Origin of the sequence: Niallia oryzisoli (genome assembly GCF_043641075.1) — a bacterium.
Classification (GTDB): Bacteria; Bacillota; Bacilli; order Bacillales; family Cytobacillaceae; genus Bacillus_BD; species Bacillus_BD oryzisoli_A.
Genome location: NZ_JBHZRC010000004.1, coordinates 125,170 through 147,451 on the forward strand (window position 1 = coordinate 125,170; position 22,282 = coordinate 147,451).

21 protein-coding genes are annotated in these 22,282 nt (G+C 37.3%); 8 read left to right on the top strand and 13 right to left on the bottom strand.

Annotated elements, in window-relative coordinates; translation table 11 throughout:
- Positions 1–16: 16 nt before the first annotated feature.
- Positions 17–1,273 (bottom strand): DUF5667 domain-containing protein, encoded by a 1,257-nt coding sequence (locus tag ACHUFV_RS14505; RefSeq protein WP_394235315.1) that lies wholly within the window; start codon positions 1,271–1,273, stop codon positions 17–19.
- Positions 1,274–1,896: 623 nt separating this feature from the next.
- On the opposite strand from ACHUFV_RS14505, the gene ACHUFV_RS14510 reads away from it, so the two are divergent.
- A complete protein-coding gene (locus tag ACHUFV_RS14510; RefSeq protein ID WP_394235317.1) occupies positions 1,897–3,120 on the top strand; it encodes an MFS transporter in 1,224 nt (407 codons plus the stop codon).
- Positions 3,121–3,173: 53 nt separating this feature from the next.
- On the opposite strand, the gene ACHUFV_RS14515 is transcribed toward ACHUFV_RS14510, so the two are convergent.
- From ACHUFV_RS14515 to ACHUFV_RS14525, 3 genes are all read right to left on the bottom strand, one after another.
- Positions 3,174–4,328, bottom strand: a complete 1,155-nt coding sequence (locus tag ACHUFV_RS14515; RefSeq protein ID WP_394235319.1) for a mannitol-1-phosphate 5-dehydrogenase — start codon at positions 4,326–4,328, stop codon at positions 3,174–3,176.
- An 8-nt stretch (positions 4,329–4,336) separates the two neighbouring features.
- Entirely contained in the window at positions 4,337–6,430 is a 2,094-nt protein-coding gene (locus tag ACHUFV_RS14520) for a BglG family transcription antiterminator (protein ID WP_394235320.1), read from the bottom strand.
- 90 nt (positions 6,431–6,520) lie between these two features.
- Positions 6,521–8,440, bottom strand: a complete 1,920-nt coding sequence (locus ACHUFV_RS14525; RefSeq protein ID WP_394235322.1) for a PTS mannitol transporter subunit IICBA — start codon at positions 8,438–8,440, stop codon at positions 6,521–6,523.
- A 423-nt stretch (positions 8,441–8,863) separates the two neighbouring features.
- On the opposite strand from ACHUFV_RS14525, the gene ACHUFV_RS14530 reads away from it, so the two are divergent.
- Positions 8,864–9,964: a 5-methyltetrahydropteroyltriglutamate--homocysteine S-methyltransferase gene (locus tag ACHUFV_RS14530; protein ID WP_394235324.1), complete on the top strand. Its 1,101-nt coding sequence runs from the start codon at positions 8,864–8,866 to the stop codon at positions 9,962–9,964.
- Positions 9,965–10,088: 124 nt separating this feature from the next.
- Here ACHUFV_RS14530 and ACHUFV_RS14535 read toward each other — a convergent pair whose 3' ends face one another.
- Genes ACHUFV_RS14535 through ACHUFV_RS14545 form a run of 3 tightly spaced genes read right to left on the bottom strand, consistent with a single transcriptional unit; the run spans position 10,089 to position 12,971 of the window.
- Positions 10,089–10,994, bottom strand: a complete 906-nt coding sequence (locus ACHUFV_RS14535) for a TauD/TfdA dioxygenase family protein (RefSeq protein WP_394235326.1) — start codon at positions 10,992–10,994, stop codon at positions 10,089–10,091.
- Positions 10,995–11,031: 37 nt separating this feature from the next.
- On the bottom strand, positions 11,032–12,033 hold the full coding sequence (locus ACHUFV_RS14540) for an ABC transporter substrate-binding protein (RefSeq protein ID WP_394235328.1): 1,002 nt from the start codon (positions 12,031–12,033) through the stop codon (positions 11,032–11,034).
- A gap of 47 nt (positions 12,034–12,080) precedes the next feature.
- Positions 12,081–12,971, bottom strand: a complete 891-nt coding sequence (locus tag ACHUFV_RS14545; protein ID WP_394235330.1) for a TauD/TfdA dioxygenase family protein — start codon at positions 12,969–12,971, stop codon at positions 12,081–12,083.
- Between the two features lie 426 nt (positions 12,972–13,397).
- Here ACHUFV_RS14545 and ACHUFV_RS14550 point away from each other — a divergent pair, with 426 nt between their 5' ends.
- Both ACHUFV_RS14550 and ACHUFV_RS14555 read left to right on the top strand, forming a co-directional pair.
- Positions 13,398–14,168, top strand: coding sequence for an ABC transporter ATP-binding protein (locus ACHUFV_RS14550; protein WP_394235332.1), 771 nt, complete (start codon positions 13,398–13,400; stop codon positions 14,166–14,168).
- Positions 14,169–14,192: 24 nt separating this feature from the next.
- Positions 14,193–15,017 carry an ABC transporter permease gene (locus ACHUFV_RS14555; protein ID WP_394235333.1) on the top strand — a complete coding sequence of 275 codons (825 nt, stop codon included), beginning with the start codon at positions 14,193–14,195 and terminating at the stop codon, positions 15,015–15,017.
- 98 nt (positions 15,018–15,115) lie between these two features.
- On the opposite strand, the gene ACHUFV_RS14560 is transcribed toward ACHUFV_RS14555, so the two are convergent.
- The 4 genes from ACHUFV_RS14560 to ACHUFV_RS14575 form a co-directional block, all read right to left on the bottom strand.
- Positions 15,116–16,189 carry a sulfate/molybdate ABC transporter ATP-binding protein gene (locus ACHUFV_RS14560; protein WP_394235335.1) on the bottom strand — a complete coding sequence of 358 codons (1,074 nt, stop codon included), beginning with the start codon at positions 16,187–16,189 and terminating at the stop codon, positions 15,116–15,118.
- Positions 16,190–16,195: 6 nt separating this feature from the next.
- Complete coding sequence (gene cysW, locus ACHUFV_RS14565; protein WP_394235337.1) at positions 16,196–17,074, bottom strand: sulfate ABC transporter permease subunit CysW; 879 nt, start codon at positions 17,072–17,074, stop codon at positions 16,196–16,198.
- 11 nt (positions 17,075–17,085) lie between these two features.
- The gene (gene cysT / locus ACHUFV_RS14570) at positions 17,086–17,919 is read right to left on the bottom strand and encodes a sulfate ABC transporter permease subunit CysT (protein WP_394235339.1); all 834 of its coding nucleotides are present in this window, start codon (positions 17,917–17,919) and stop codon (positions 17,086–17,088) included.
- Positions 17,920–18,037: 118 nt separating this feature from the next.
- A complete protein-coding gene (locus tag ACHUFV_RS14575) occupies positions 18,038–19,102 on the bottom strand; it encodes a sulfate ABC transporter substrate-binding protein (RefSeq protein ID WP_394235341.1) in 1,065 nt (354 codons plus the stop codon).
- Between the two features lie 440 nt (positions 19,103–19,542).
- Here ACHUFV_RS14575 and ACHUFV_RS14580 point away from each other — a divergent pair, with 440 nt between their 5' ends.
- The 3 genes from ACHUFV_RS14580 (at position 19,543) to ACHUFV_RS14590 (ending at position 20,104) form a co-directional block, all read left to right on the top strand.
- Entirely contained in the window at positions 19,543–19,683 is a 141-nt protein-coding gene (locus ACHUFV_RS14580; RefSeq protein WP_394235342.1) for a DUF2292 domain-containing protein, read from the top strand.
- A 106-nt stretch (positions 19,684–19,789) separates the two neighbouring features.
- Positions 19,790–19,930 carry a hypothetical protein gene (locus ACHUFV_RS14585; protein WP_394235344.1) on the top strand — a complete coding sequence of 47 codons (141 nt, stop codon included), beginning with the start codon at positions 19,790–19,792 and terminating at the stop codon, positions 19,928–19,930.
- A gap of 36 nt (positions 19,931–19,966) precedes the next feature.
- Positions 19,967–20,104 carry a hypothetical protein gene (locus ACHUFV_RS14590; protein ID WP_394235346.1) on the top strand — a complete coding sequence of 46 codons (138 nt, stop codon included), beginning with the start codon at positions 19,967–19,969 and terminating at the stop codon, positions 20,102–20,104.
- Between the two features lie 37 nt (positions 20,105–20,141).
- On the opposite strand, the gene ACHUFV_RS14595 is transcribed toward ACHUFV_RS14590, so the two are convergent.
- Together ACHUFV_RS14595 and ACHUFV_RS14600 are read right to left on the bottom strand one after the other, a co-directional pair.
- Positions 20,142–20,381 carry a hypothetical protein gene (locus ACHUFV_RS14595; protein WP_394235348.1) on the bottom strand — a complete coding sequence of 80 codons (240 nt, stop codon included), beginning with the start codon at positions 20,379–20,381 and terminating at the stop codon, positions 20,142–20,144.
- Positions 20,382–20,510: 129 nt separating this feature from the next.
- Positions 20,511–21,731 carry an amidohydrolase family protein gene (locus ACHUFV_RS14600; RefSeq protein ID WP_394235350.1) on the bottom strand — a complete coding sequence of 407 codons (1,221 nt, stop codon included), beginning with the start codon at positions 21,729–21,731 and terminating at the stop codon, positions 20,511–20,513.
- A 295-nt stretch (positions 21,732–22,026) separates the two neighbouring features.
- Between ACHUFV_RS14600 and ACHUFV_RS14605 the strand changes: the two genes are divergently transcribed.
- Positions 22,027–22,248 (top strand): WYL domain-containing protein, encoded by a 222-nt coding sequence (locus ACHUFV_RS14605; protein ID WP_394235352.1) that lies wholly within the window; start codon positions 22,027–22,029, stop codon positions 22,246–22,248.
- Positions 22,249–22,282: the final 34 nt, after the last annotated feature.

Sequence of the window (22,282 nt, forward strand, 5' to 3'; positions counted from 1 at the left end):
TGTTGTATATCCTTTATTATTTGTCTTCCTTGTGACCATTTCCTTGACCATTTTGTTTATTACCTTTTGCTTCTTCCTTAGCAGCCTGTTTTGTTTCTTTAGCTTCAAATTTCTCTTCCTTTGCTACTGCTTTTGCTTCCTGCTTCTCCTGTTTTGCCTCTGCTCTTTCAACTGCCTTTTGCTCTTTTACTCCCACTGCAGCATCTGGAGCTGGCTGAACTGGAGCCGGCTGAACTGCAGTCGTTTGTGAAGGATCTGCTGTAACTTCAGAAGCTGCTGGAGTACTTGCTGTGTTTTCTTCAACTACAGATGTTCCAGCTTCAACTCCTGCGTTAGTCGGTGCTGAAGAATCGTTTCCTTCTGTTTGGTTGTTTTCCAAGGACGTTTCTTCATCTGCAGCTACTGTTTGCTCAATCGTTACGTTCTCATTTTGTTCTTTTTTCTTATTTTTCTTTTTATCTTCAAATTTCTCAAGCTTCTTTGCTAACTTAGCATAGCTTTTATCAATATTTTTTTGTAAAGCCGCTTTTGCAACCGGATTTTTCACTTTTTCCATAGCTGCTTTAAGCGCAATAATATTCTGGGACATTAATTTCTCTGTTTCTTCGATTGTTTTATTATCTCCTGATGGCTCTTCTGCAGCACTTTCGTCGTTATCGACTGTGGCAACATCCTCTTCTGATACCTGTCCTTCAGATTCCTCTACCGTTGCCTCATCTTGCTCTGGAGTTGTTTCTTCAATAATTGCCTCTGAACCTTGAATACTTTCCAGCGCTTTATTGATTGTTTCCAATGCCCTTTCCTCTTCACCCTTTGCGAAAAGCTCTTCAGCTTCAGCCAAACGCTCTGTAGCAAATTCAGCTAATAATTTTGCTTCCTTTGCATCATCTAAGGTAAAAGCAAGTTTGATTTTTTCTAATGCTACTTTAACAAAATAGAAGAAATCTCCTAGTACAAGTGATGGAGCCTTGTCTGAATCATTCTGCTGTACTTCCTCTGTTCCGGACTCTGGTTCGGCTGTTTGATCTGTATCTACAGTCGTCTGATCCGTTTCGGTTGTTAGATTGGTGTTTACAGTTGTCTGATCAGTCTCAGCTGTTGGCTCTGTCTCTACAATTGCTTGATCTGGTTCGTTTCCATCCATCACTGCCTGCAAATCAATCGTTTTAGGGGCTGGTTCTTCAGCATGTACAGCAGATGCTGAGAAAACAAATGACCCAGCCAGTACCATAGCTAGTCCGCTTTTAGCCATTTTCTTTGTTGAACTTTTCATCATTTCCACCTCAAATAGAATTTTTCTAGTTATGCTTTCTTCACTAGAATATTCGAAAATGATGAGTAGCTTTTTGGGGGTCACGAAAAAACTAATATCTTAAAATATCATTTATGCAATTCTTATCCCACAGGTTTCGCCATTTTAGCTTTCTGTTTCTCTCGTCGATACACTACTAAAAGAATCATAATAATAAAAATTACGAAACTGGAAAGTAAGAGCGAAATATTTCCACTATATAAACCAATCATCCCCAAATTAACAACAAAAATCAGCAGATATTGCGGATAGAACTTCATAGCCAACCCACTCTCCTAAGTAAGATCATTTTATTTTCATAACTCTCTCATGTTCACAATCTTATTAGAATATATAACTATATAAACCCTCTCAGTTAAATTTTACTACAAAAACAAATTTCCGAAAGTTATTATCGTGAAAATTTAAATTTAACTGAATAGTTAAATAAAATATGTTATATTTAATCATTTTATCTATCGAAGGTTTATTGGCATTATTAAAATATAATGCTAATTTTAGGTTATAAAAATTTAGAATTTTACAAATTATATGAATTCATTCATAATAGTAAGTAAAAATGACTTTATGAAAGGAATATAGCAATGGAGAATTCGAAGGATTTTGAGTTTCAAAATATGCATCGAATTACTTTGATCCTCTTCTGGACCGGTTTAGTCGTATTATGCTCATTATATGTAACCATTCCTTTATTGCCGGTTTTTGCAGAAGCCTACGGCCTTTCAGCAAGTCAGGCTGCATGGGCTGGAAGTATATTTTCAGTTTTTTTCGCGGCTGGCTCCTTATTTGTCGGTGCCGTCTCAGACCGATACGGCCGCAAAAGTGTGATGATGATTGGTTTGGTATGTTTTTCGTTCATCACCTTTTTGGTCGGTTTATCTAATAGCTACAGTAGTCTGCTTATCCTAAGAGCCCTTCAGGGTGCGGCGGCTGCAACATTCTCACCAGTTGCTTTAATCTATATAGGTCTAATGTATCCCCAAGCAAGGAGAGTTACTACCATTGGCATTATCAGTTCAGGATTTTTAATTGCCGGAATTATAGGTCAGCTTATAAGCTCATTGATTGAATCAATCTACAATTGGCATGCCGTATTTTTGATTTTAAGTGCAGTCTATTTTATTACGACCATTGTATTGGTCATTGTTTTACCGGAAGATGAATTCCAACAAGGGAATAATGACCTGCTTTCAATTATTAAAAAGTTCAAAATCCCTTTTTCACAAAAAAGATTGATCCTCTGTAACAGCATTGCGATCATGATTTTACTATCCTTCGTCGGCATGTACACCGCATTAGGAAATTACTTACACACCACGTTTGAATTTAATGAACAAGAGATTTTTGCTGTTCGTGCAGCAGGGATTTTGGGCATGATTTTATCCCCTTTCACCGGGAGGTTTGTTCAAAGGTTTGGCATAAAGAAAGTATTAGTTAGCGGGTTGGGTTGTTCTATTATTGGATTATTAATCATGGGGCTTATACAGCAGTTATGGCTGATTATTATTATGAGTATTCTTTTTGTAGCAGGGATTGCCGTTGTTGTCCCTTCCATGCTTGCATTAGTTGGACAGCTTGGCGGAGATGAAAAAGGAATCGCCATATCCGTCTATACTTTCATCCTATTCATTGGGGCAAGTATCGGGCCGATTTTGGCAACCTTAATATTAAAAACAGGAATTCTGACACTGCCTTTTATTGTTTTTAGCTGTATTCTCGCTGGCGGCTTAATCATTGCCACCTCTATTTTTTCAGCTGAGAAAAAAACCAGTGCATCACAGATAAATTCACAGTCTTTTGATGCCTAGCAATAAGTCCTTCATCATTTCGATGAAGGACTTTTTATCTGCTCTTTGTTCTATTATTTCCGATATTCGGCCTTATAACCCTCATACTTTTCAACAATGGTTTTTACAGCCTCATCAGTCTCATCTAAATGACTTACTTCTTTTAATACATATGGAACACCATGCTCTTGAATCATTTTTTGCAGTTCAACGGATTCTGGATCCTCTTGAACATCAAATAATAAGCATGCTGCAATGGCACTGGCGAGATTCTGATAAGACAGACCTAATTTCTTTGCCTCAACCAATGGTTTAACTAAGCGATCCTCAGCACCTAATTTACGGATTGGAGACCGGCCTACTCGTGTTACATCATCATGAAGATGCTGATTTTGAAAGCGTCCTAAGATTTTCTTAATATATTTTTGATGATCAGCTTCAGCTAAATCATAGGTTTTTGTTAAGTAAGCGCCTGTTTCCTCAATTGTAGCTTTTACCTTTTCATAAATAGCTGAATCATTTAATGTTTGGTCGATTGTTTCTTTACCGTCTAAATAGCCAAAATAGGCTGTTACAGCATGGCCTGTATTAACCGTAAATAGCTTACGTTCAATAAACGGGGCCAGATCCGCAACCTTTGTCATCCCTTCTACTGCAGGAATATCATCTGTTGTTTCCACAACCCATTCATAATAAGGCTCTACTAAGACATCCAACGAATTTTTATTGTCTTGAATTGGTACAATTCGGTCAACAGCTGAATTAAAGAAATAAACTACACCTTCCATTTTACTTGCAGCAGCATCATCCAGTTTTTTAAAAATATGACCTTTTAATATATCCGTTGCGCTAATTTGATTTTCACAGGCAATCACATATACCTTTTCATTTGTTGCATGGATTCTTGACTGCAGACCCTTAGCAATTAACGGAGCAATATGCGGGAGAATATTCGGACCAATAGCAGTCGTAATATATGTTGCCTCTTCAATCGCTTTAATAACATCCTCTTCCTGCTTCATATTATTTAGACCTGAAACATTATGAATCTCAGTTATCGTTGGTTGGTCCTCTGCAGTCCTAACGTTATATCCTTTTTCTTCATTAAGTCTTGAGATTATTTCATCCGCAATGTCTACAAATGTAACATGATATCCAGATTGAGAAAATAGTGCGCCTATAAAACCTCTGCCGATATTTCCTGCACCAAAATGTACTACCTTTTTCATATATAATGTCATTCCTTTACAAATTTATTTTTCAAATAATCATAAAAAGTCTCTTCCAGCTTTGAACGAATGATCGTTTCATTAGCTGATGAAAATATCATGATTGCCTTTTTATCTTCGACAATAATGGAGCTTACAATGCTTATTATTTCCAGTTGAAGCTGATTTAATTTTTCTGGAGCAAGCAGCAGCAGGATATTATGGACATCCATTCTCTTCCCATCCATGCCGAGCAAGCGATAGGGTGACTCTAAATGAGCAATATGGAAGAGCATTTCTGATACTCCTTCATGACGGCAGTGAAACAGCGCCAGATTTGTATCAGGAATACCTAATCCCCCCTTTGTCTCTCTTGCCATCAACTGATCATACACACCGGCTGCATTCGAAACTAACCCCCGATCTGAACAGCGCTCAACCATTTCCCTAATAAAAACAGAATAGTTTCGACTATTTTTCGCTCGATATACAGACAAATTCTGTAAGATGGTCCTTATACTATTTTGAACCACATCAACTTCCTGCATAAATTCAGTTAACGACTTAACAATCGGTTTGTTCAATTTAGTTAACTGCACATCAAAGTCATTGCTTGTTTGCATCGTTATCTTTTGAATGTTGGTTCCGATATAGTCATAGATCGCTTCAATATCTTTTTCATACAATAAAGGATTGACAAAAACATAATTCATTTTTTCCTGCATAGGTAAAATAACAGTAGATATAATGATCCCGTATTGGCTTATATCCTTTGTCTGTAAATCCTTAATGGAAGCAACATCAATGACAGTAATTTCTGGGACCTCTTTTTTAATTCGACTAGCAAGCATTTTCGAGGTTCCTATTCCGGTTGGACAAACAATTAGGGCACGTACCTGAACTTCCTCTTTTCGTAACTCTAGTGCTGAACCAAAATGTAAAACAATATAAGCAATTTCATCATCCGTAAATTCAATGTCTTTAAACTCCTTTACAACACTGTTACTAACAGCCAAAAACAGCAAAGGATACTTCTTTTTAATTTCTTCCGTTAATGGATTAAACGAGCTCAAACCTTTTCTTAGCCGGAAAATAGAGGGTTCCATATGAGCCAATAACCCTTGAAAGAGAGAAAAATCTGATGTTAAATCACTATTCATTTGCTCTGAAACATGGTGAATGATTTTTTTAATCGACCGGCCAATTAGAACACTGTCATAATTCGTATAGACAGCTTCATGAACTTTGGAGCCTCTTAATACCATGACTAGAAAGGCTAACTCGATATCACTCATAGAAATGGAGAACTGCTGGTAAAATTCATCACTGATTTCCTTTACAAATTTGAATTCTTCTGTAGGCTTGATTGAATCTAAATCTAGCCTAGTCTCTGATAGCGTGCAGCCTTTTTCTATTCTTTGTAAAGAGATACAAATATTAATTAGAAACGTGATATAATCACTATCAGCTAGTTTGGTATGTAAGTTTTTTATTTTTTTATAAACCACTTCATCTATTACCTTTAAATACGAGGTATTTAAATAAAATAAGACACGGTCCTTTTCTATTTGGTCATTTGCTAGAAGGATTAAGTTTTCAATAAGTTCATTATTAAAGTAGATGAGATAAAAATTGACCAATGCCTTGCGAATCTTTCCTTCCTCACCTTTGATCTCAACACCAACGCCTCTTTTTCTATCGAGCTCAATCCCGTAGTCCTGCAGCCATTCTGCTAACTCATCTAAATCTGTTCCTAACGTTGTAACTGAAACTCCTAGTTTTTTTGCTAAAAGAGCTAATTTTACCGGATCATTTGCCTCAATCATTTTAATAAAGCAAAGAAGTCTTCTCTCTTCTAATGAAAGGTCCTGCGGTTTAACTTTGGTAAGCTCCTGGATCAACCGGTAAATATTCTGATTGGCTCCGGTTATAGATAATCCATTATCGCTTGATTTCTCCATCTGTAAATCAAAGGATTCTAATATTTTTTCAATATTTTTCAAATCACGGTGAACCGTTCTAACACTCACATGAAGAAAATCAGCAAAGGACAATGCCGTGTGCTTTCCGCTTTTTTTTATTAATAATTCTAGAATAGCCTTTTCTCTTGCTGTTATCAGCATGGACATCAGCTCTTTTCGAGTATCGTATGTAGGAGAAAAACTTCTTTACATAGGAATAAGAAAGATGCTTAACGCATCTTTCTTTCCTGCTTATTTTTCGAATGACGATCCGATAATTTCCAGAATTTCATCGACAGTTTTCGCTGTTGCCATTTTTTCTACATTCTCCATTTCAGAACATGTAACAGCTATTGCGGAAAGTATTTCGAGATGTCCGCCTGCCTTGCCGGCAATTCCAAAAATCAAACGAACCTTGTTTCCATCAAAGTCAACTCCATCTGGTACTTGGATAATGGCTACACCAGATTTTATGACATCGGCTTTAGCCTCTTCTGTACCATGAGGGATTGCTACATCATTCCCCATAAAAGTTGAGGTTAACTGATCTCTTGCAATCATCGCATCAATATAGGAAGAATTTACGTAACCACCGTCAACCAGTACTTGCCCTGCGAAACGAATGGCTTCTTCTTTTGACTCGAATTTTTTATTTAAAAAGATATTATCCTTTGTTAAAACACCACTGTCAGATTCAGGGGCCTTTTCCACTGGTTCCTCAGTCTGTTTATCTGTACCATTATTCCCGTTTTTTAATTGACTTACTAATTGATCATATTTAGGACTTGATAGAAAGTTATCCACTGAAATATGATAGGCATTTGGAACCTTTTGCACCGCACGCGGCGTCAATTCTTCTTGTGTGATAACAACCTGTGCATCATTTGGAAGATTGCTGATGGCTGTATTTGTTACTTTAATATCTAATCCAGCTTCTTTAACCTTTTTCCGTAACAGTGATGCTCCCATGGCACTTGATCCCATTCCAGCATCACAGGCAAAAATCACATGCCCAACATTTTCAGGATTAAACTCAGTATTTGCTGCTGGCGCAGTTGCAGTTAGTGCGCTCGCTACACTGCTCTTTTTCCCTTTCATTTCTTGCATTTTTTGAGATGCTTCTTCTAAATTGCCTTCTTTTGATTTGCTAGTCTTTAGAACCAATACTGAAACAAGGAAGGAAACGACCGCAGCAACCAATACACCGGCGATATTAGCAAAATAAGAACCTGCACCTTGTGGTGTAACAGCTAAGATTGCAAGGAAGCTACCTGGAGATGCTGGAGCTAGTAATCCACCGCCAAGCATCGATAAAGTAAATACACCACTTACTCCACCTAGAATGGCTGCAAAGAATAACATTGGATGCATTAATACATATGGGAAGTAAATTTCATGAATCCCACCAAAGAAATGAATAATTGCTGCACCTGGTGCAGTTTGTTTTGCTGTCCCTTTACCAAAGAAGCAATAAGCTAATAGAATACCAATTCCTGGTCCTGGGTTTGCTTCAAGTAAGAATAGAATCGATTGACCTGTTTGCTTTACCTGTTCAATTCCGATTGGTGATAACACACCATGGTTAATCGCATTATTTAAGAATAAGACCTTTGCTGGTTCAATTAGAATACTTGTTAATGGAAGAACTCCAGCATCAAGCATCCATTCGACACCTGTAACTAATGCAGTCGTTAATGCTGTAACCCCTGGTCCAATTGCTAGATAAGAAATAATAGCAAGAATACCGCCGAGAATTCCGGAAGAGAAGTTGTTAATCAGCATTTCAAAGCCAGTCTTCACTTTTCCTTCAATTAGTGTATCAAACTTCTTAATTACCCAGCCTCCTATTGGACCCATAAGCATGGCTCCTAGGAACATCGGCATATCGGCACCAACGATTACACCCATTGTGGCAATCGCTCCGACTACACCACCGCGAGCATCATATATTAGTTTACCTCCTGTATAACCAATTAATAATGGAAGTAAGTATTTAACCATTGGATCAACTAAGGCTGCTAAATTTTCATTAGGAATCCAGCCAGTTGGAATAAACAAAGCTGTAATAAGACCCCATGCAATGAAAGCGCCGATATTCGGCATGACCATTGAACTTAAAAAGTTACCGAACATCTGAACGCGCACCTTTACACTTTTATTATCTTGGGACATTATATCCACTCCCTTTCTAAACCTTACAAATATGATAATAGATTATGAAGCGCTTCCAAACAATGAATAGTAGACGTAACTTTGTCATACCCCCTTGTGCCAAAACTTTAAAACGGCTATATATCAACAAAAAACACACATTTTCGATACTTTTACTCTTTTCGATAACGTGTGTTTTTATACTTTTTCTTGTACTTATTAACATTTTATTATGTAGTTCAATATACCAATAACGTTGATTTCCTATGCCGTGAATGATTCACATTCTCTATGCATAAAAAATTCTTCTATACTATTTAGTTCTATTATTTATATAAAAAGACCTATTTTTCACTATTTTCACTATAAATTTGATATAAAAACTTGTCGAACTATTAAAAATATCTATATAATGATTCACATATAAAGTAAGGAGATGGAATCATGACAATCACAACAAAAGCACCCTTTCGAGCAGATATCGTCGGCAGCTTTTTAAGACCCGATCGAATCAAACAAGCTCGTTTACAAAAAGAAAATGGTGAAATCACTGCTGAGCAATTACGGGCAATTGAAGATACTGAAATTATTAGGTTAGTAGAAAAACAAAAAGCTATCGGTTTACAGGCTGTTACAGATGGTGAGTTCAGACGTGCCTGGTGGCATTTTGATTTCTTAGGCGGCCTTGTTGGTGCTGAATTCTATGAATCCGAATCAGGTTTACAATTTAATGGTGTTACGACAAGAGCACACGGCGTCAAGGTTACCGGAAAAATTGACTTTGACAGTCATCCATTTATTGAAGACTACAAATTCCTTCATAGTATTGCTGGTAATCATACAGCGAAGTTTACGATTCCAAGTCCAAATATGCTTCTCTATAGAGGAAAAATTGAAACGGATATATACACAAATAAAACCGACTTAGCTAATGATTTAATCTCTGCTTATCAAAAAGCAGTTCAAGCTTTTTACGATGCAGGCTGTCGTTATTTACAATTAGACGATACTTCATGGGCATCATTCTTTTCTGAATCAGGTCTTGAAAAAATTAAAGAGCAAGGTGATGAACCTAGGGAACTTGCAGAGCTTTATGCAAGAGTGATTAATGAATCAATTGCTAATAAACCGGAAGATATGAAGATTACTATGCATATTTGCCGTGGGAACTTCCAATCTACCTTTACATCGAGCGGCGGCTATGAAAATGTATCAGATATTATTTTTGGCAGCTTGAATGTTGATGGGTTATTCCTAGAATTTGATGATGAGCGCTCAGGTGGCTTCGAACCACTTAGACATGTGAACCGTTCAGATTTAAAGATAGTCTTAGGTTTGATTACCTCTAAATTTGGTGAGCTTGAAAATCCAGAAAACATAAAAGCTAGAATGAAAGAAGCTAGTCAGTATGTAAGCCTTGATCAGCTTTGCCTTAGCCCGCAATGTGGTTTTGCTTCAACAGAAGAGGGAAACAAATTAACTGAAGAACAGCAGTGGGATAAAGTCAAGCATGTCATTAACATTGCGAATGACGTTTGGAAGTAAATGAAAGTAAAAAAGAGCTGGAGTGTGCACCGGCTCTTTATACTTCCTCAATATAATTTTAAAAACCAATATAGAAGTTTTTATATATGATTAGTCGGAATTAATAAAAAAAAGGATAATAGGCTTATTTCTTTGAAAGAAGTTCACTTGCCTCATTCCTTTGGTTAATTGGCACCTGTTTTCCAACTGTCACACGGCGTACAATGCGGTGCTCAACATAATCACCAACCGGATAATGCTGTGTAGCTAAATTATCCCAGATGATAACGTCACCTTCAGTCCATTTCCAACGAACCGTATTTTCTAAACGAGTAATATATGATTGAAGAATACTATAAAGTTTCTCTGATTCACTTTTTGAATATCCCTGTAATTGTTTAACAAATCCACCTAGTAATAAATGCTTTTTACCCGTTTTGTTATGAACATGAACAACCGGATGTTTTGTTTTAAAGGTAGTATTCGAAAATTTCTTACTAAATTCTAGATTCTTCTCTTTTACTTCATCATCACTTAAAGTCTGAACATAATCATTTTCATTGCTATGAACACTCCATAGCTCATCTGCTAATGCTTTCAGCTCTATTGGCAGTTCTTCATATGCGGAATTTGTATTAGCCCAAACTGTATCACCGCCGACTGATGGGATTTTCACACCTCTTAATACGGAATATTTAGGTACTTCGGGAACAAACGTAACATCTGTGTGCCATGGATTTGTAACAGCACTTGAACCCTTTCCACCACCTAGCCTTTGAGAATCCAATTCAAAAATATAATTTGTTTGCTCCTTTACAGGAATGGTTGGATGGGCATATGGTTCGCCTAGTAATTTTGCGAATGATTCTTGCTCTGCATCATCTAAATGATTTTGATCTTTGAAAAACAATTCTTTATACTCATGTAATGCATTTTTGATTTCTATTAAAACTGACGGATCTATTTTAGCACTTAATTTTATTCCTCGAATTTCTGCTCCAATTCTTCCTGCTATAGGTACGACGCTTAATTGCTCAGTTTGTGTTGTCATTATAAAAATCCTCCTAAAATGGTTTAGTTAACATAGCCTATTTTTTAAAAGCATTATCTATATAACTGTCGTTAATGTGGTCTTCAAAGGTGAATTCACTTTTGATATACCCAACCTTTGCTAATGTTTCAATTGATTCTTGTTGTGCTTGGATTCCCTCCTCAGTAAAGAACAAGTCAGGTTTCTCGCTTGTAATAATTGTTTTCACAACATCCACCGGTAATTTTGTATGTTCAGAGAATATTTTTGCTGCTTCGTCCGGGTTTTCATTTTGCCACTGGGCTGCTTTAAGAGACACTCTTAAATAAGCTTCGACGATCTCCGGATGTTCTTTTCCAAATTCAGTTCGTGTAATAAGAGCACTTGGCGCAAGTATCGTAGCATTTACTTCCAGTTCTTTAGCAATTCCCTTTTTAATATTCAAAATTCGATAAGGGTTCCATACAACCCAGGCATCTAATTGCTTTGTTTCAAAAGCTGCTTGTGCATCATCCGGCTGTAAATTAATAAGCTTCACATCATCTGTAGATAAACCATGTGCCTTTAACGCTTTAATTAGATACACATGGGCAGTTGTTCCAGAAGCTACCCCCACGGTCTTACCTTTTAAATCTTCTACCTTTTGAATGTCACCATCCGCTTGAACAAGGATTCTCGAGAGAGACTCCCCTGTTCCAGATTGCGCAATCACTTCAAATGGCAGTTTTTTATCTAAGCCGGCTATTAAAGCACCATCACCTAAGGCTGATATGTCAACACGATTTGAAGCTAACGATTCAAGAAGAGGCGGACCGCTGGGGAACTCACTCCATGCCACCTCTGCATTCACTGTCTTAAATTCCTCCTCTAGCCAACCCTTTTCTTTGGCTATTAATAGCGGACCGATTTTACCGTTTATCGCGACATTAACGGTGATTGTTTTATTGTCCTTTTGCGTTTTTCCAGAGGCTGTTTTCGTATCCGAGCTGCATCCTGCTAATAAGACAGATATAATCATCGTAATCAATAACCCCAGTAGAAATCTGCTCTTTTTCTTCATATATATTCTCCCTAATCCATTTATTATTGGTATTCAGATAAAAAGATTTATTTCTTTGATAACAGTAAACTAGCTTTGTTCTTAACATTAACAGGTACCTCTTTGCCTACTGTAACCCTGCGGACAATACGGCGTTCTTCGTAATCAGCTACAGCATAATGCTGTGTGGCTAAGTTATCCCAAATAACAAGGTCTCCTTCATTCCATTTCCATCGAACTGTGTTCTCTAAACGCGTCACATATGATTGCAAAATGTTAATTAATGCTTCTGATTCACTTCGTGAGTATCCCTCTAACGCTCCGGCAAATCCACCTAATAACAGATGTTTTTTACCCGTTTCTGCATGTACATGAACAACAGGGTGTTTTGTTTTATACACAGTTGACTCAAATACATTTCGATATTTTTTTCTTGCCTCATCTGTTACGATTTTATTTACATTCGTTAGATTGGCATAGTCATATTCATTTGTATGAATGGCCCATAATTGATCAGCTAACTTCTGTAAAGATTCTGGTAAATCTTGATAGGCGGTATTAGTATTTGCCCAGACTGTATCTCCGCCAGTGGCAGGGATGGTAACTCCTCTTAAGATTGAATACTTTGGTACTTCAGGGACAAACGTTACATCAGTATGCCAAGTGTTTGCTTTTGCACCATGTAAGGAATCTAACTCAAGAATTGCACTTGAATTCTCTTTAGCAGGTACAGTTGGATGGGCATATGGTTTCCCTAACAATGCAGCAAATTCCTCTTGGCTTTTATCGTCTATATGTTGTTGTCCTCTGAAAAATAATACTTTGTATTCGTTTAGCAGCTGTTTGATTTCCTGAAATACCTTCAAGTCTAAATCCTTCGTTAATAGAACACCTTGGATCTCTGCTCCTATTCTCCCGGCTGCAGGCACCACTTTTAATTGATTTGTTTGAGTTGTCATTGTTAAATTCCTCCTAATTTTTTTGTATGTGTTTCCTCGGCATCACAAATCCTATTTTACAAACCTGTTTAATAAGATTAATAGGTAAAAGAAAAAGAGATCCAACAAAAAGATGAGGGCTCATCTCTTTATTGAATCTCTGGTTGACCAGTTGATTCTATTTTACACCTATTAGTTTTAACAATATTTGTAAGGGATTCGTGCTATGAATGAATCTTAACAGAAGCCAAAATACTCTGTCAACTTATTTTTTAAATTAATCATATAAAATTAATTGGAATTAAGTATTGCTTCTCAAACGAATTCATGTTAATTTATAGAAAATTAAAAATTTAAAACGAATCGACTAGACGACTGGAGATTCAGCTAAAAGACAATCTGTCTTTTGAGCTGGATCTCTTTTTTAATTCAGAAAGGATGATTTATATGACGGTCGCAGCATTACAAATCAATGATGTAAGTAAAGTATTTAACAACGAAAGTGAGCGAGTACATGTTTTAGATAACATTAATCTCTCCGTAAAGCAGGGGGAATTTTTATCCGTTATCGGTCCAAGCGGCTGCGGAAAAAGTACATTATTAAAATTAATTGCCGGACTGGATTTACATTATGAAGGAACTATTGTCATAGGCAGCCAGGATGTGAATGGTCCTTCAAAGGATCGCGGCTTTATTTTTCAAGAGCACCGCTTATTCCCTTGGCTTACAGCTGAAAAAAATATCGCTGGAAATCTCTCATTAAAAGACCCTGCCATACGAAAAAGAGTCGATGATTTAATCTCACTAGTGAAATTGAATGGATTTGAGAAAGCTTTTCCAAGGCAATTATCAGGAGGCATGTCACAGCGTGTATCAATAGCGAGAGCTTTACTTCGTAATCCTGAAATCCTGCTGCTTGATGAACCCTTCGGTGCTTTAGATGCATTCACCCGCAGCCACTTACAGGAAGCATTGCTGGAAATTTGGCAGAAAAACCAAACCACTATGGTTCTAGTTACACACGATATTGATGAAGCTGTCTTTTTATCATCTAAGATTGTTGTAATGGATTCCAAACCTGGACGCATAAAGGCAACAGTGTCCATTGATTTACCCTATCCAAGGAGGCGAACAAGTAAATCGTTCCAGGAATTTAGAACAGTGATACTAAATCATCTCGATCATAAACCTGAAGACAAAGAGGACTGGACCATTTAATTTAAACGGAAAGGATGACATATTATGTCTACACAAACGATTGTTCAAAGTAATGCGATTTCTATAAAGAAAAAGAAAACAAACTCTAAAAAAAGTAAAATATTTTTCCGTGGGTTATTCCTGCCAATTTTCATTTTATTTTTATGGCAATTACTAGGTACTGTTGGTGTCCTGCCAGCACAGCTCTTTTCATCACCGTTATTAATCCTGACAAGCTTTATTGAACTTATTCAATCAGGTGAACTGGCATCCCACCTACAAATTAGTTTAACACGTGCGATTCTTGGCTTTTCTCTTGGTAGTTTTTTCGGTCTGCTAGTCGGCATTATTGTTGGAATGAATAAAAGGTCTGAGGAGTATTTAAACCCGACCATCCAAATGCTACGTACCATCCCGTTACTAGCTATTACACCGCTTTTCATTATGTGGTTTGGATTTGGAGAATTATCAAAGGTATTACTAATTGCATTAGGTGCCTTTTTCCCTTTATACCTACAAACCTTTTTGGGTATTCGAAATGTAGATCAAAAGCTGTATGATGTTGCCCAGATTTTAGAATACAGTCGTTTGGAAAAAATCACAAAGCTTATGATTCCGGGTGCTTTGCCAAATATTTTGCTGGGTATACGTCTTGCCTTAAGTGCTGCCTGGATGTGCTTAGTCGTCGCCGAATTGTTAGGGGCAGATAGAGGAGTCGGTTTTATGATTCAAGATGCCCGTTCCTTTATGCAGACTGACATTGTTTTTGTAGGCATTATCATATTTGCGCTTGCCGGTAAAATCTCAGATTCCATTGTCCGCTTTTTAGAAAATCGATTGCTTAAATGGCAGGATAGCTTTAAAGCCTAAATGAAAAGGATGACCTTCAATATTAATGAAGGTCATCCTTTTTTATAATACTTCCTAGTACTTGCATTAAAGATTTTTGTTTATTTTTCAACAATGGCTTAAATGACAAAATCCTCTGGGATAAACACTTTAACTTCCTTAGGACGAACATAAACCAGCTCACCCTTTGTCAAGGCCAGTCTATTAAATTCTTCCTTACTGATTTCCGCTTCTACAAATTCATTAGAATCCTGCAGCCTCATCTCAATATAAACAACAGGACCAACCGAATGCGAAAATGTAACAATTGCTGGAATGGCATCTTCACTTTGTTTGACTCGTTCAATCGCAAGCTGATGTGGGCGCACATACCCGACTGCATCTAAATCCGCTGCATCCTGATGCCCAATCGCTTCCAGCTTTGCACTGCCAACACTTAGCTTTCCATGATTCAGCCTGCCTCGGAATAGGTTAACATTTCCAAGGAAGTCATAAACAAACGGACTTGCCGGGTGATCATAGACCTCATCCGGTGTGCCCTGCTGCTCAATTTTCCCTTCATTCATCACAACAATTTGATCGGCAACATCTAGTGCCTCCTCTTGATCATGTGTTACAAACACACTTGTAATATGAACCTCATCATGTAATTTACGTAGCCAGCGGCGCAGTTCCTTTCTTACCTTTGCATCTAGTGCACCGAAGGGCTCATCCAATAGAAGTATTTTCGGTTCTACAGCCAAGGCTCTAGCAAGTGCTACCCGTTGACGTTGTCCTCCGGATAATTGGGAAGGAAACCTTCCTGCATACCCTTCTAATTTTACAAGCTGTAATAATTCATACACTTTTTCCTTAATAGCAGATGGAGAAGGACGGTTTCTTTTCTTTCTTACCTTCAATCCGAAAGCCATATTCTCAAATACAGTCATATGCTTAAACAATGCATAATGCTGAAAAACAAACCCAACTTCTCTATTGCTTACATGTGCATCCGTTAAATCATCCCCATCAAATAAAATGGCCCCCTCGTCGGCTGTCTCTAAGCCAGCAATAACACGAAGCAATGTAGTTTTCCCAGAACCAGAGGGACCTAAAAGAGCAACAAGCTGACCATCTGGAATTTCAAGATTAATATTGTTTAAGGCTTGAAACGTTCCAAACTTCTTTGATACATTCTCAATTTGAATAGACATATTGATCTACACCCCTTTTCCCTCTTGTTTATTTGTTTTCCATTCAATCATGCTTTTAATAATGAGTGTAATCATAGCCATAATTGACATTAGTGATGCAACGGCAAAGGAAGCAGAAAATTGATACTCATTATATAAAATTTCTACATGAAGCGGCATTGTATTCGTCAAACCGCGGATTCTACCTGACACAACAGAAACAGCACCAAACTCTCCAATGGCTCTGGCATTACATAAGATCATGCCATACAGCAATCCCCATTTTATATTTGGCAGCGTCACCCGCCAAAACATTTGCCATCCATTTGCCCCGAGAGAAACAGCTGCTTCTTCCTCGGATGTTCCCTGCGCCTGCATAACCGGAATCAATTCACGCGCAACAAAGGGAACGGTCACAAATATAGTCGCTATAATAATTCCCGGAACTGAAAAAATGATTTTAATTCCATAATCAACAAGCCATGGTCCTAACACACCACGGGGACTGAAGAGCAATACAAACACTAAACCAGCAATAACAGGTGAAACAGCAAATGGCAATTCAAGCAAGGATAATAGAATTTGTTTTCCTCTAAAGCGGAATTTCGTTACAGCCCATGCTGCCGCGACGCCAAATAATGTATTTAACGGAACAACAATGACAGCTACTAACAGAGTTAAACGAATGGCTGATAATGCATCACTTTCTGTAATAGCTGCCAAATAGACATCAAAGCCCTTTTCAAACGCTTTGACAAAGATTGCAGCGAGAGGAATAAATAGTAGTAAGGATAAATACAGAATGGCAATGAAAATAAGTACCACTTTTACCCATTTAGATTCTTTTGAACTTTTTCGTTTCCTAGTTGTAATTTGTTTGATTGTTTCTGATATCTGTGGCTCCATTTTTTATTCACCTACTCACTTTGAAGCTGAGACTTTCGGCTCCATATTTGGATTATGTTCATGATAATTAAACAAAGAAAAGAAATAATTAGCATGACAACCGCAATGGCCGTTGCCCCTGCATAATCAAATTGTTCTAGCTTTGTCATAATCATAAGTGGTGCAATTTCCGTCTTCATCGGCATATTGCCAGCAATAAAAACTACCGATCCATATTCCCCTAGACCTCTTGCAAAAGCCAATGAAAAGCCTGATAAAAGCCCTGGCAATAGCTCCGGAAAAATGATCTTTCGAAAAATTTGCATACGTGATGCACCCAAACTCTCGGCAGCTTCCTCTACTTCTTTTTCAATATCCACTAGAACAGGTTGTACCATACGAACAATAAACGGCAAACCAATAAACGTAAGGGCGACCGTAATGCCAAGCGGTGTAAACGCTACTTTAATGTTTAATGGTTCTAACAATTGACCAATCCAACCATTTGTGGAATATAAAGTAGTAAGCGTAATACCGGCTACAGCTGTTGGAAGTGCAAATGGTAAGTCAATTAAAGCATCTAATATTTTTTTGCCAGGAAATGAATATCGAACTAATACCCAAGCAACTAACAAACCAAAAACTGCATTGATAGCAGCAGCAGCAAACGCAGTTCCAAAACTAATTTTGTAAGAATGGATTACACGTTCACTCGTTACAACTTCAATAAATTCTCCCCATCCAAGCTGAGAGGTTTGAATAAATACCATCGATAATGGAATCAATACCAATAAACTAAGATACAGTGTCGTAAATCCCAGCGACAGTCCAAAGCCCGGTAATACTCGCTTTTTTTTGCTTTTCATTTTCATCCTTCTCCTTAAAGAAAAGCTATAGGCACCCTTTGCCTCATGATAGAATCACCTCATTCTAGGACGCTGGGTGCCTTGTTAACTTCTTATCAACTTTTTATTCTTATTTGTATTACTGAGTATAAATTGAATCAAAAACCCCGCCATCAGCAAAATGTGTTTCCTGAGCCTTTTTCCAGCCTCCAAAAACTTCATCAATAGTAAATAACTCTACATCAGGAAATTGGTTAGCATATTTCTCTGCAACCTTTTCATCACGTGGACGATAATAATTTTGTGCTGCAATTTCTTGACCTTTCTCACTGTATAAGAATTCTAAATAGCCTTCTGCAACTTCTCTTGTTCCTTTTTTGTCCACCACTTCATCAACAATGGCTACAGGTGGTTCAGCAAGGATACTAATGGATGGAGCTACAATTTCAAATTCACCTTCGCCTAATTCCTTCAACGAAAGCAACGCTTCATTTTCCCAGGCGATTAATACATCTCCAATCCCTTTTTCAACAAATGTTGTTGTAGACCCACGAGCACCTGAATCTAATACCTCAACATTTTGATATAGTTTTTTGACAAACTCTTTTGCTTTCTCCTCATTATTGTTGTTTTGTTTTAACGCGTATCCATAAGCAGCTAGGTAGTTCCATCGAGCTCCGCCAGATGTTTTTGGATTTGGTGTAATGACAGATACATTATCTTTCACTAAATCATCCCAGTCTTTAATTCCTTTTGGATTTCCTTTACGAACAAGAAATACCATTGTAGATGTATAAGGGGATGAATTGCTTTCAAAGTCCTTTATCCAATCCTCAGATAGTAATTTCTGTTCTGCAATAGCATCAATATCATACGCAAGTGCTAGTGTAACGACATCCGCCTCTAAACCGTCGATAACCGCACGCGCTTGGCTTCCCGACCCGCCGTGTGATTGGTTTATCGTTACTTCTTGACCCGTCTCTTCTTTCCAATACGAGGCAAATTCTTTATTAAAGGCTTCGTAGAGTTCACGTGTCGGATCATACGATACATTCAATAGTTCAACCGCTTTCTTTTGTTCTTCTCCCTTTCCCTTACTTTCTTCACTGCTCGTGGTGTTCAATGAGCATCCTGAAAGTAAAACAAATGAAGCCATTAATGCTGTTGCCACCTTTAACATTCCTTTTTTCTTTACCTGATACATGAAAACTCCTCCTAGTAATAAGAATGATAAATACAAAAAGACACACAACTGTTTCGAAAAGTGAAACCTAATTCACCTTGAGAATGTTGTGTGCCTTCAGTTTGCCTGATCGGCTGTTTTGTATTTATTTTGAATATTTAAAACCTATTTTAATTTTATTAATCCTATATGTCAACTGTGTTTTATGAGTTCATTTTTTTTGTAGTTTACTATTCACTTTTTTGATAACTCCTACTTAGTTAGTACGCTTTAATGACATCCAAATACCCATTTTAAAATTTCTGAAAATTTCTCTAAAATCTCACTTGACTGATTGGAATTATATGTTTTATGATGTTCTTACACTAATAATTGCCGATTGGACCACCAAAGGCACCTAACCATAAAAATAGGGATAGGTGTCTTCTTTTTTAAATAGAGAAAAATGGGAGGGATGAAAAATGGCTGTAGTTGATCAAGAAAAAATAAAGAATATTATCGACCTATTAGAAAAAATAAAATTTGGTTCACTCAATATTGTCATTCATGAAGGGAAAATTACACAATTAGAAATCGTTGAAAAACATCGTTTTCAAAAATAGCCCTTCTTTGTTACACTCATTCACTTTTAACTTTTTACCTTATGAAAAGCAAATATTGAAGCATACTAAGGGTGCTCTAACAGTTAAAATTGAAGGAGGGTTTCGCATGACAAAGAAAAAACTCACACCATCTTCTGAAGTGGATCAAAAGAAATTACTCAATGACAAAGTCAAAGCTCTTCGAGACAATAACTTTGAAGATACCCATACTCGCAGAGTAACGTCTAATGGTGCTGACGGCCAGTAAAGGAAACCATAATAAACCTTAAGCGGAGGTACTACTATGACAAAAAAACATAACAAAGGCAGCCAAAATCAAAACTCACCTAAGCTACATGGCGAAGTGCCTTTTAGTGGGGACAACAGTAAAGGAAACAAACGCAATAAAGATAAAAGTGACAAAACAGATGGTATTATCTAAGTAAAAACCGGTCCAGTCGGACCGGTTTTTCATGCATTTATTTGTCTTTTCCTGTTATTTTAATCGCTGGTGTATTGTTATTTAAATATGTTGGAATAATTCCATCTGAATTTTCTTCATTATAAAAGGCGTCTTGAATTTTCAGATTCGCCTCTGTTGTTGAACTTACTTCAGCATTACCTGAGCGATGCGGCCTTTTGCTATTATCATCCAATTCTTGATTCAATTTAATATTTGCCTCATTCGCTTCCTGGTCAAAAAGCTCTTCGTCTCCCATTTATCCCACCTCCAAGTGTTCTATTTTTAGTATGTATCTATAACAAAAAAACATCCTATACCGGATGATCGTCCGATTCCAAAAAACAAACCAGCTGCAGCGGATTCTACTACTACAGCCTTTTTATTATCATAGTCTTGAAACTACCTTTCCCCCTTGGAAGTAAACCGATTTGATTTTACTTGGATTAATGATATCAATGCCAGGTATCCCTTCTGCTACTAGAAAATTCGCATCCTTTCCGACTTCTAGGCTTCCAAATTGATCTTCCTTCCCCAAAACCTTTGCCGGATTCCTCGTGATTAATGCTAGTGCGTCATTTTCGCCATAGCCATTTTCCAACATCGCTGTCATATACGGATTAGCAATGGCCATTAAAGCTTCCGGACCCATTAAGGTTTTCCTATCATTTGACAATGCAACTGCATTTTTTTCATAAGGTGGAAGATACGCATCTGTTGAGATAGAAACTGGAATTTGTGCATTTACCAATTTCAAGATTTCTTCAAGTGAATTAGGTTCAAGGTAGGTGCTGCCTAATGGGGTCGTAACCACCTGAGTGTTCAGTCCTGCGGCTTTTTCTATTTGATTGTCTGTTATCCCGTGGGCATGATGGATCACATCAAATCCAGCTTCCAGGGCCATTTGAATTCCCTGTTCACCTGTTGCATATGCGCCAATTTGTTTGTCATAAGCATGAAATATTGCCACAACATCTGCTAACTCCTGCTGAGAATAAATCAATTCCCCTGCGTTAGGCACTTCACTTTTTAGAAAATTAGCCGGTGTAGCATTTATAAAAAAGTTCTCTCCTGCATATTCGTTTTCGACTGCCAAAGCCTTAATGATCTCTTTGTTTACCAGATTCTCACGAGGAATCGGAGCTGAACCTGTCACGGCCGAAAAATGAATAATTCTCTGAAAACCTATTGATAAACAGTTAGCTGCAAAGGTTATATCCATTGGTACGTCCTGAACAGCCTGCTTAAGATCTGAAACACGTAGATCACATATTGGATTCCCGCATACCTGCTCACCCAATGCCGTAATTCCAGAATAAAGGGCATCTAGTAAAATTGCTTTACCCGCAAGTAGATGGGTTTTTTTTGTAATTGGAAATTGTGATGGAGGGGCAAATTCGAGTAGATGGGTATGGCAGTCAACGAGGGAAGGACAAATAATATTTTCACCGCAATCGATCACCGGTACCTGCTGATATTTTTGATTAATTTTTTCCCACGTTGATATGTTAATAATCCTTCCATTTTGAACAACCATTGCTCCATGATTGATTGTTCCCTTTTTCGAAACAGTTAATATTTTCTTTGCTTTAATAATGTAAGTTGCCATTTTTTCACCACCAATAAAGGAATAGTTATTTCTCAAGGAACCATGCAAGAAAGAAATAATGTCATCACAACAATAGAAGCATCCTTAATGGTCTGGTAAGAAGAACGTAAACCGAATAATAGGAGGGATATCCAGTGAATGCTGTCCATTATTTTTGTGGAAAAGCACTGTCCTTTTCTTCGGTTTTTATTATTTTATGATGAAGGGAAATTTTGTGTGATTATCTGTCTGCTTTAACGAATAAAGGAACGCATGTTTGGATATGATAGTAAAAAAATCAAGGTGTGTGTGATCCATGAAGCTGCTGATTAACAAATCGTTAACCGAGCAAATTCCTATCGAAATGATCTACCTATCTGATAAACAACAATTTACGCAAAGAAAAATTGTTGTACACCAAGTAGATGGAGAATATATTAGAGCCTATTGTTTTCTTCGAAATCAAAACCGGATTTTCAAATTAAAAAATATCCTATCGTTAATGCCTGTGAGACAAGAAATTCAACGAAGCAGTTAACCGAGGAAATCCAACACATTCAAGTAAAAAGCAC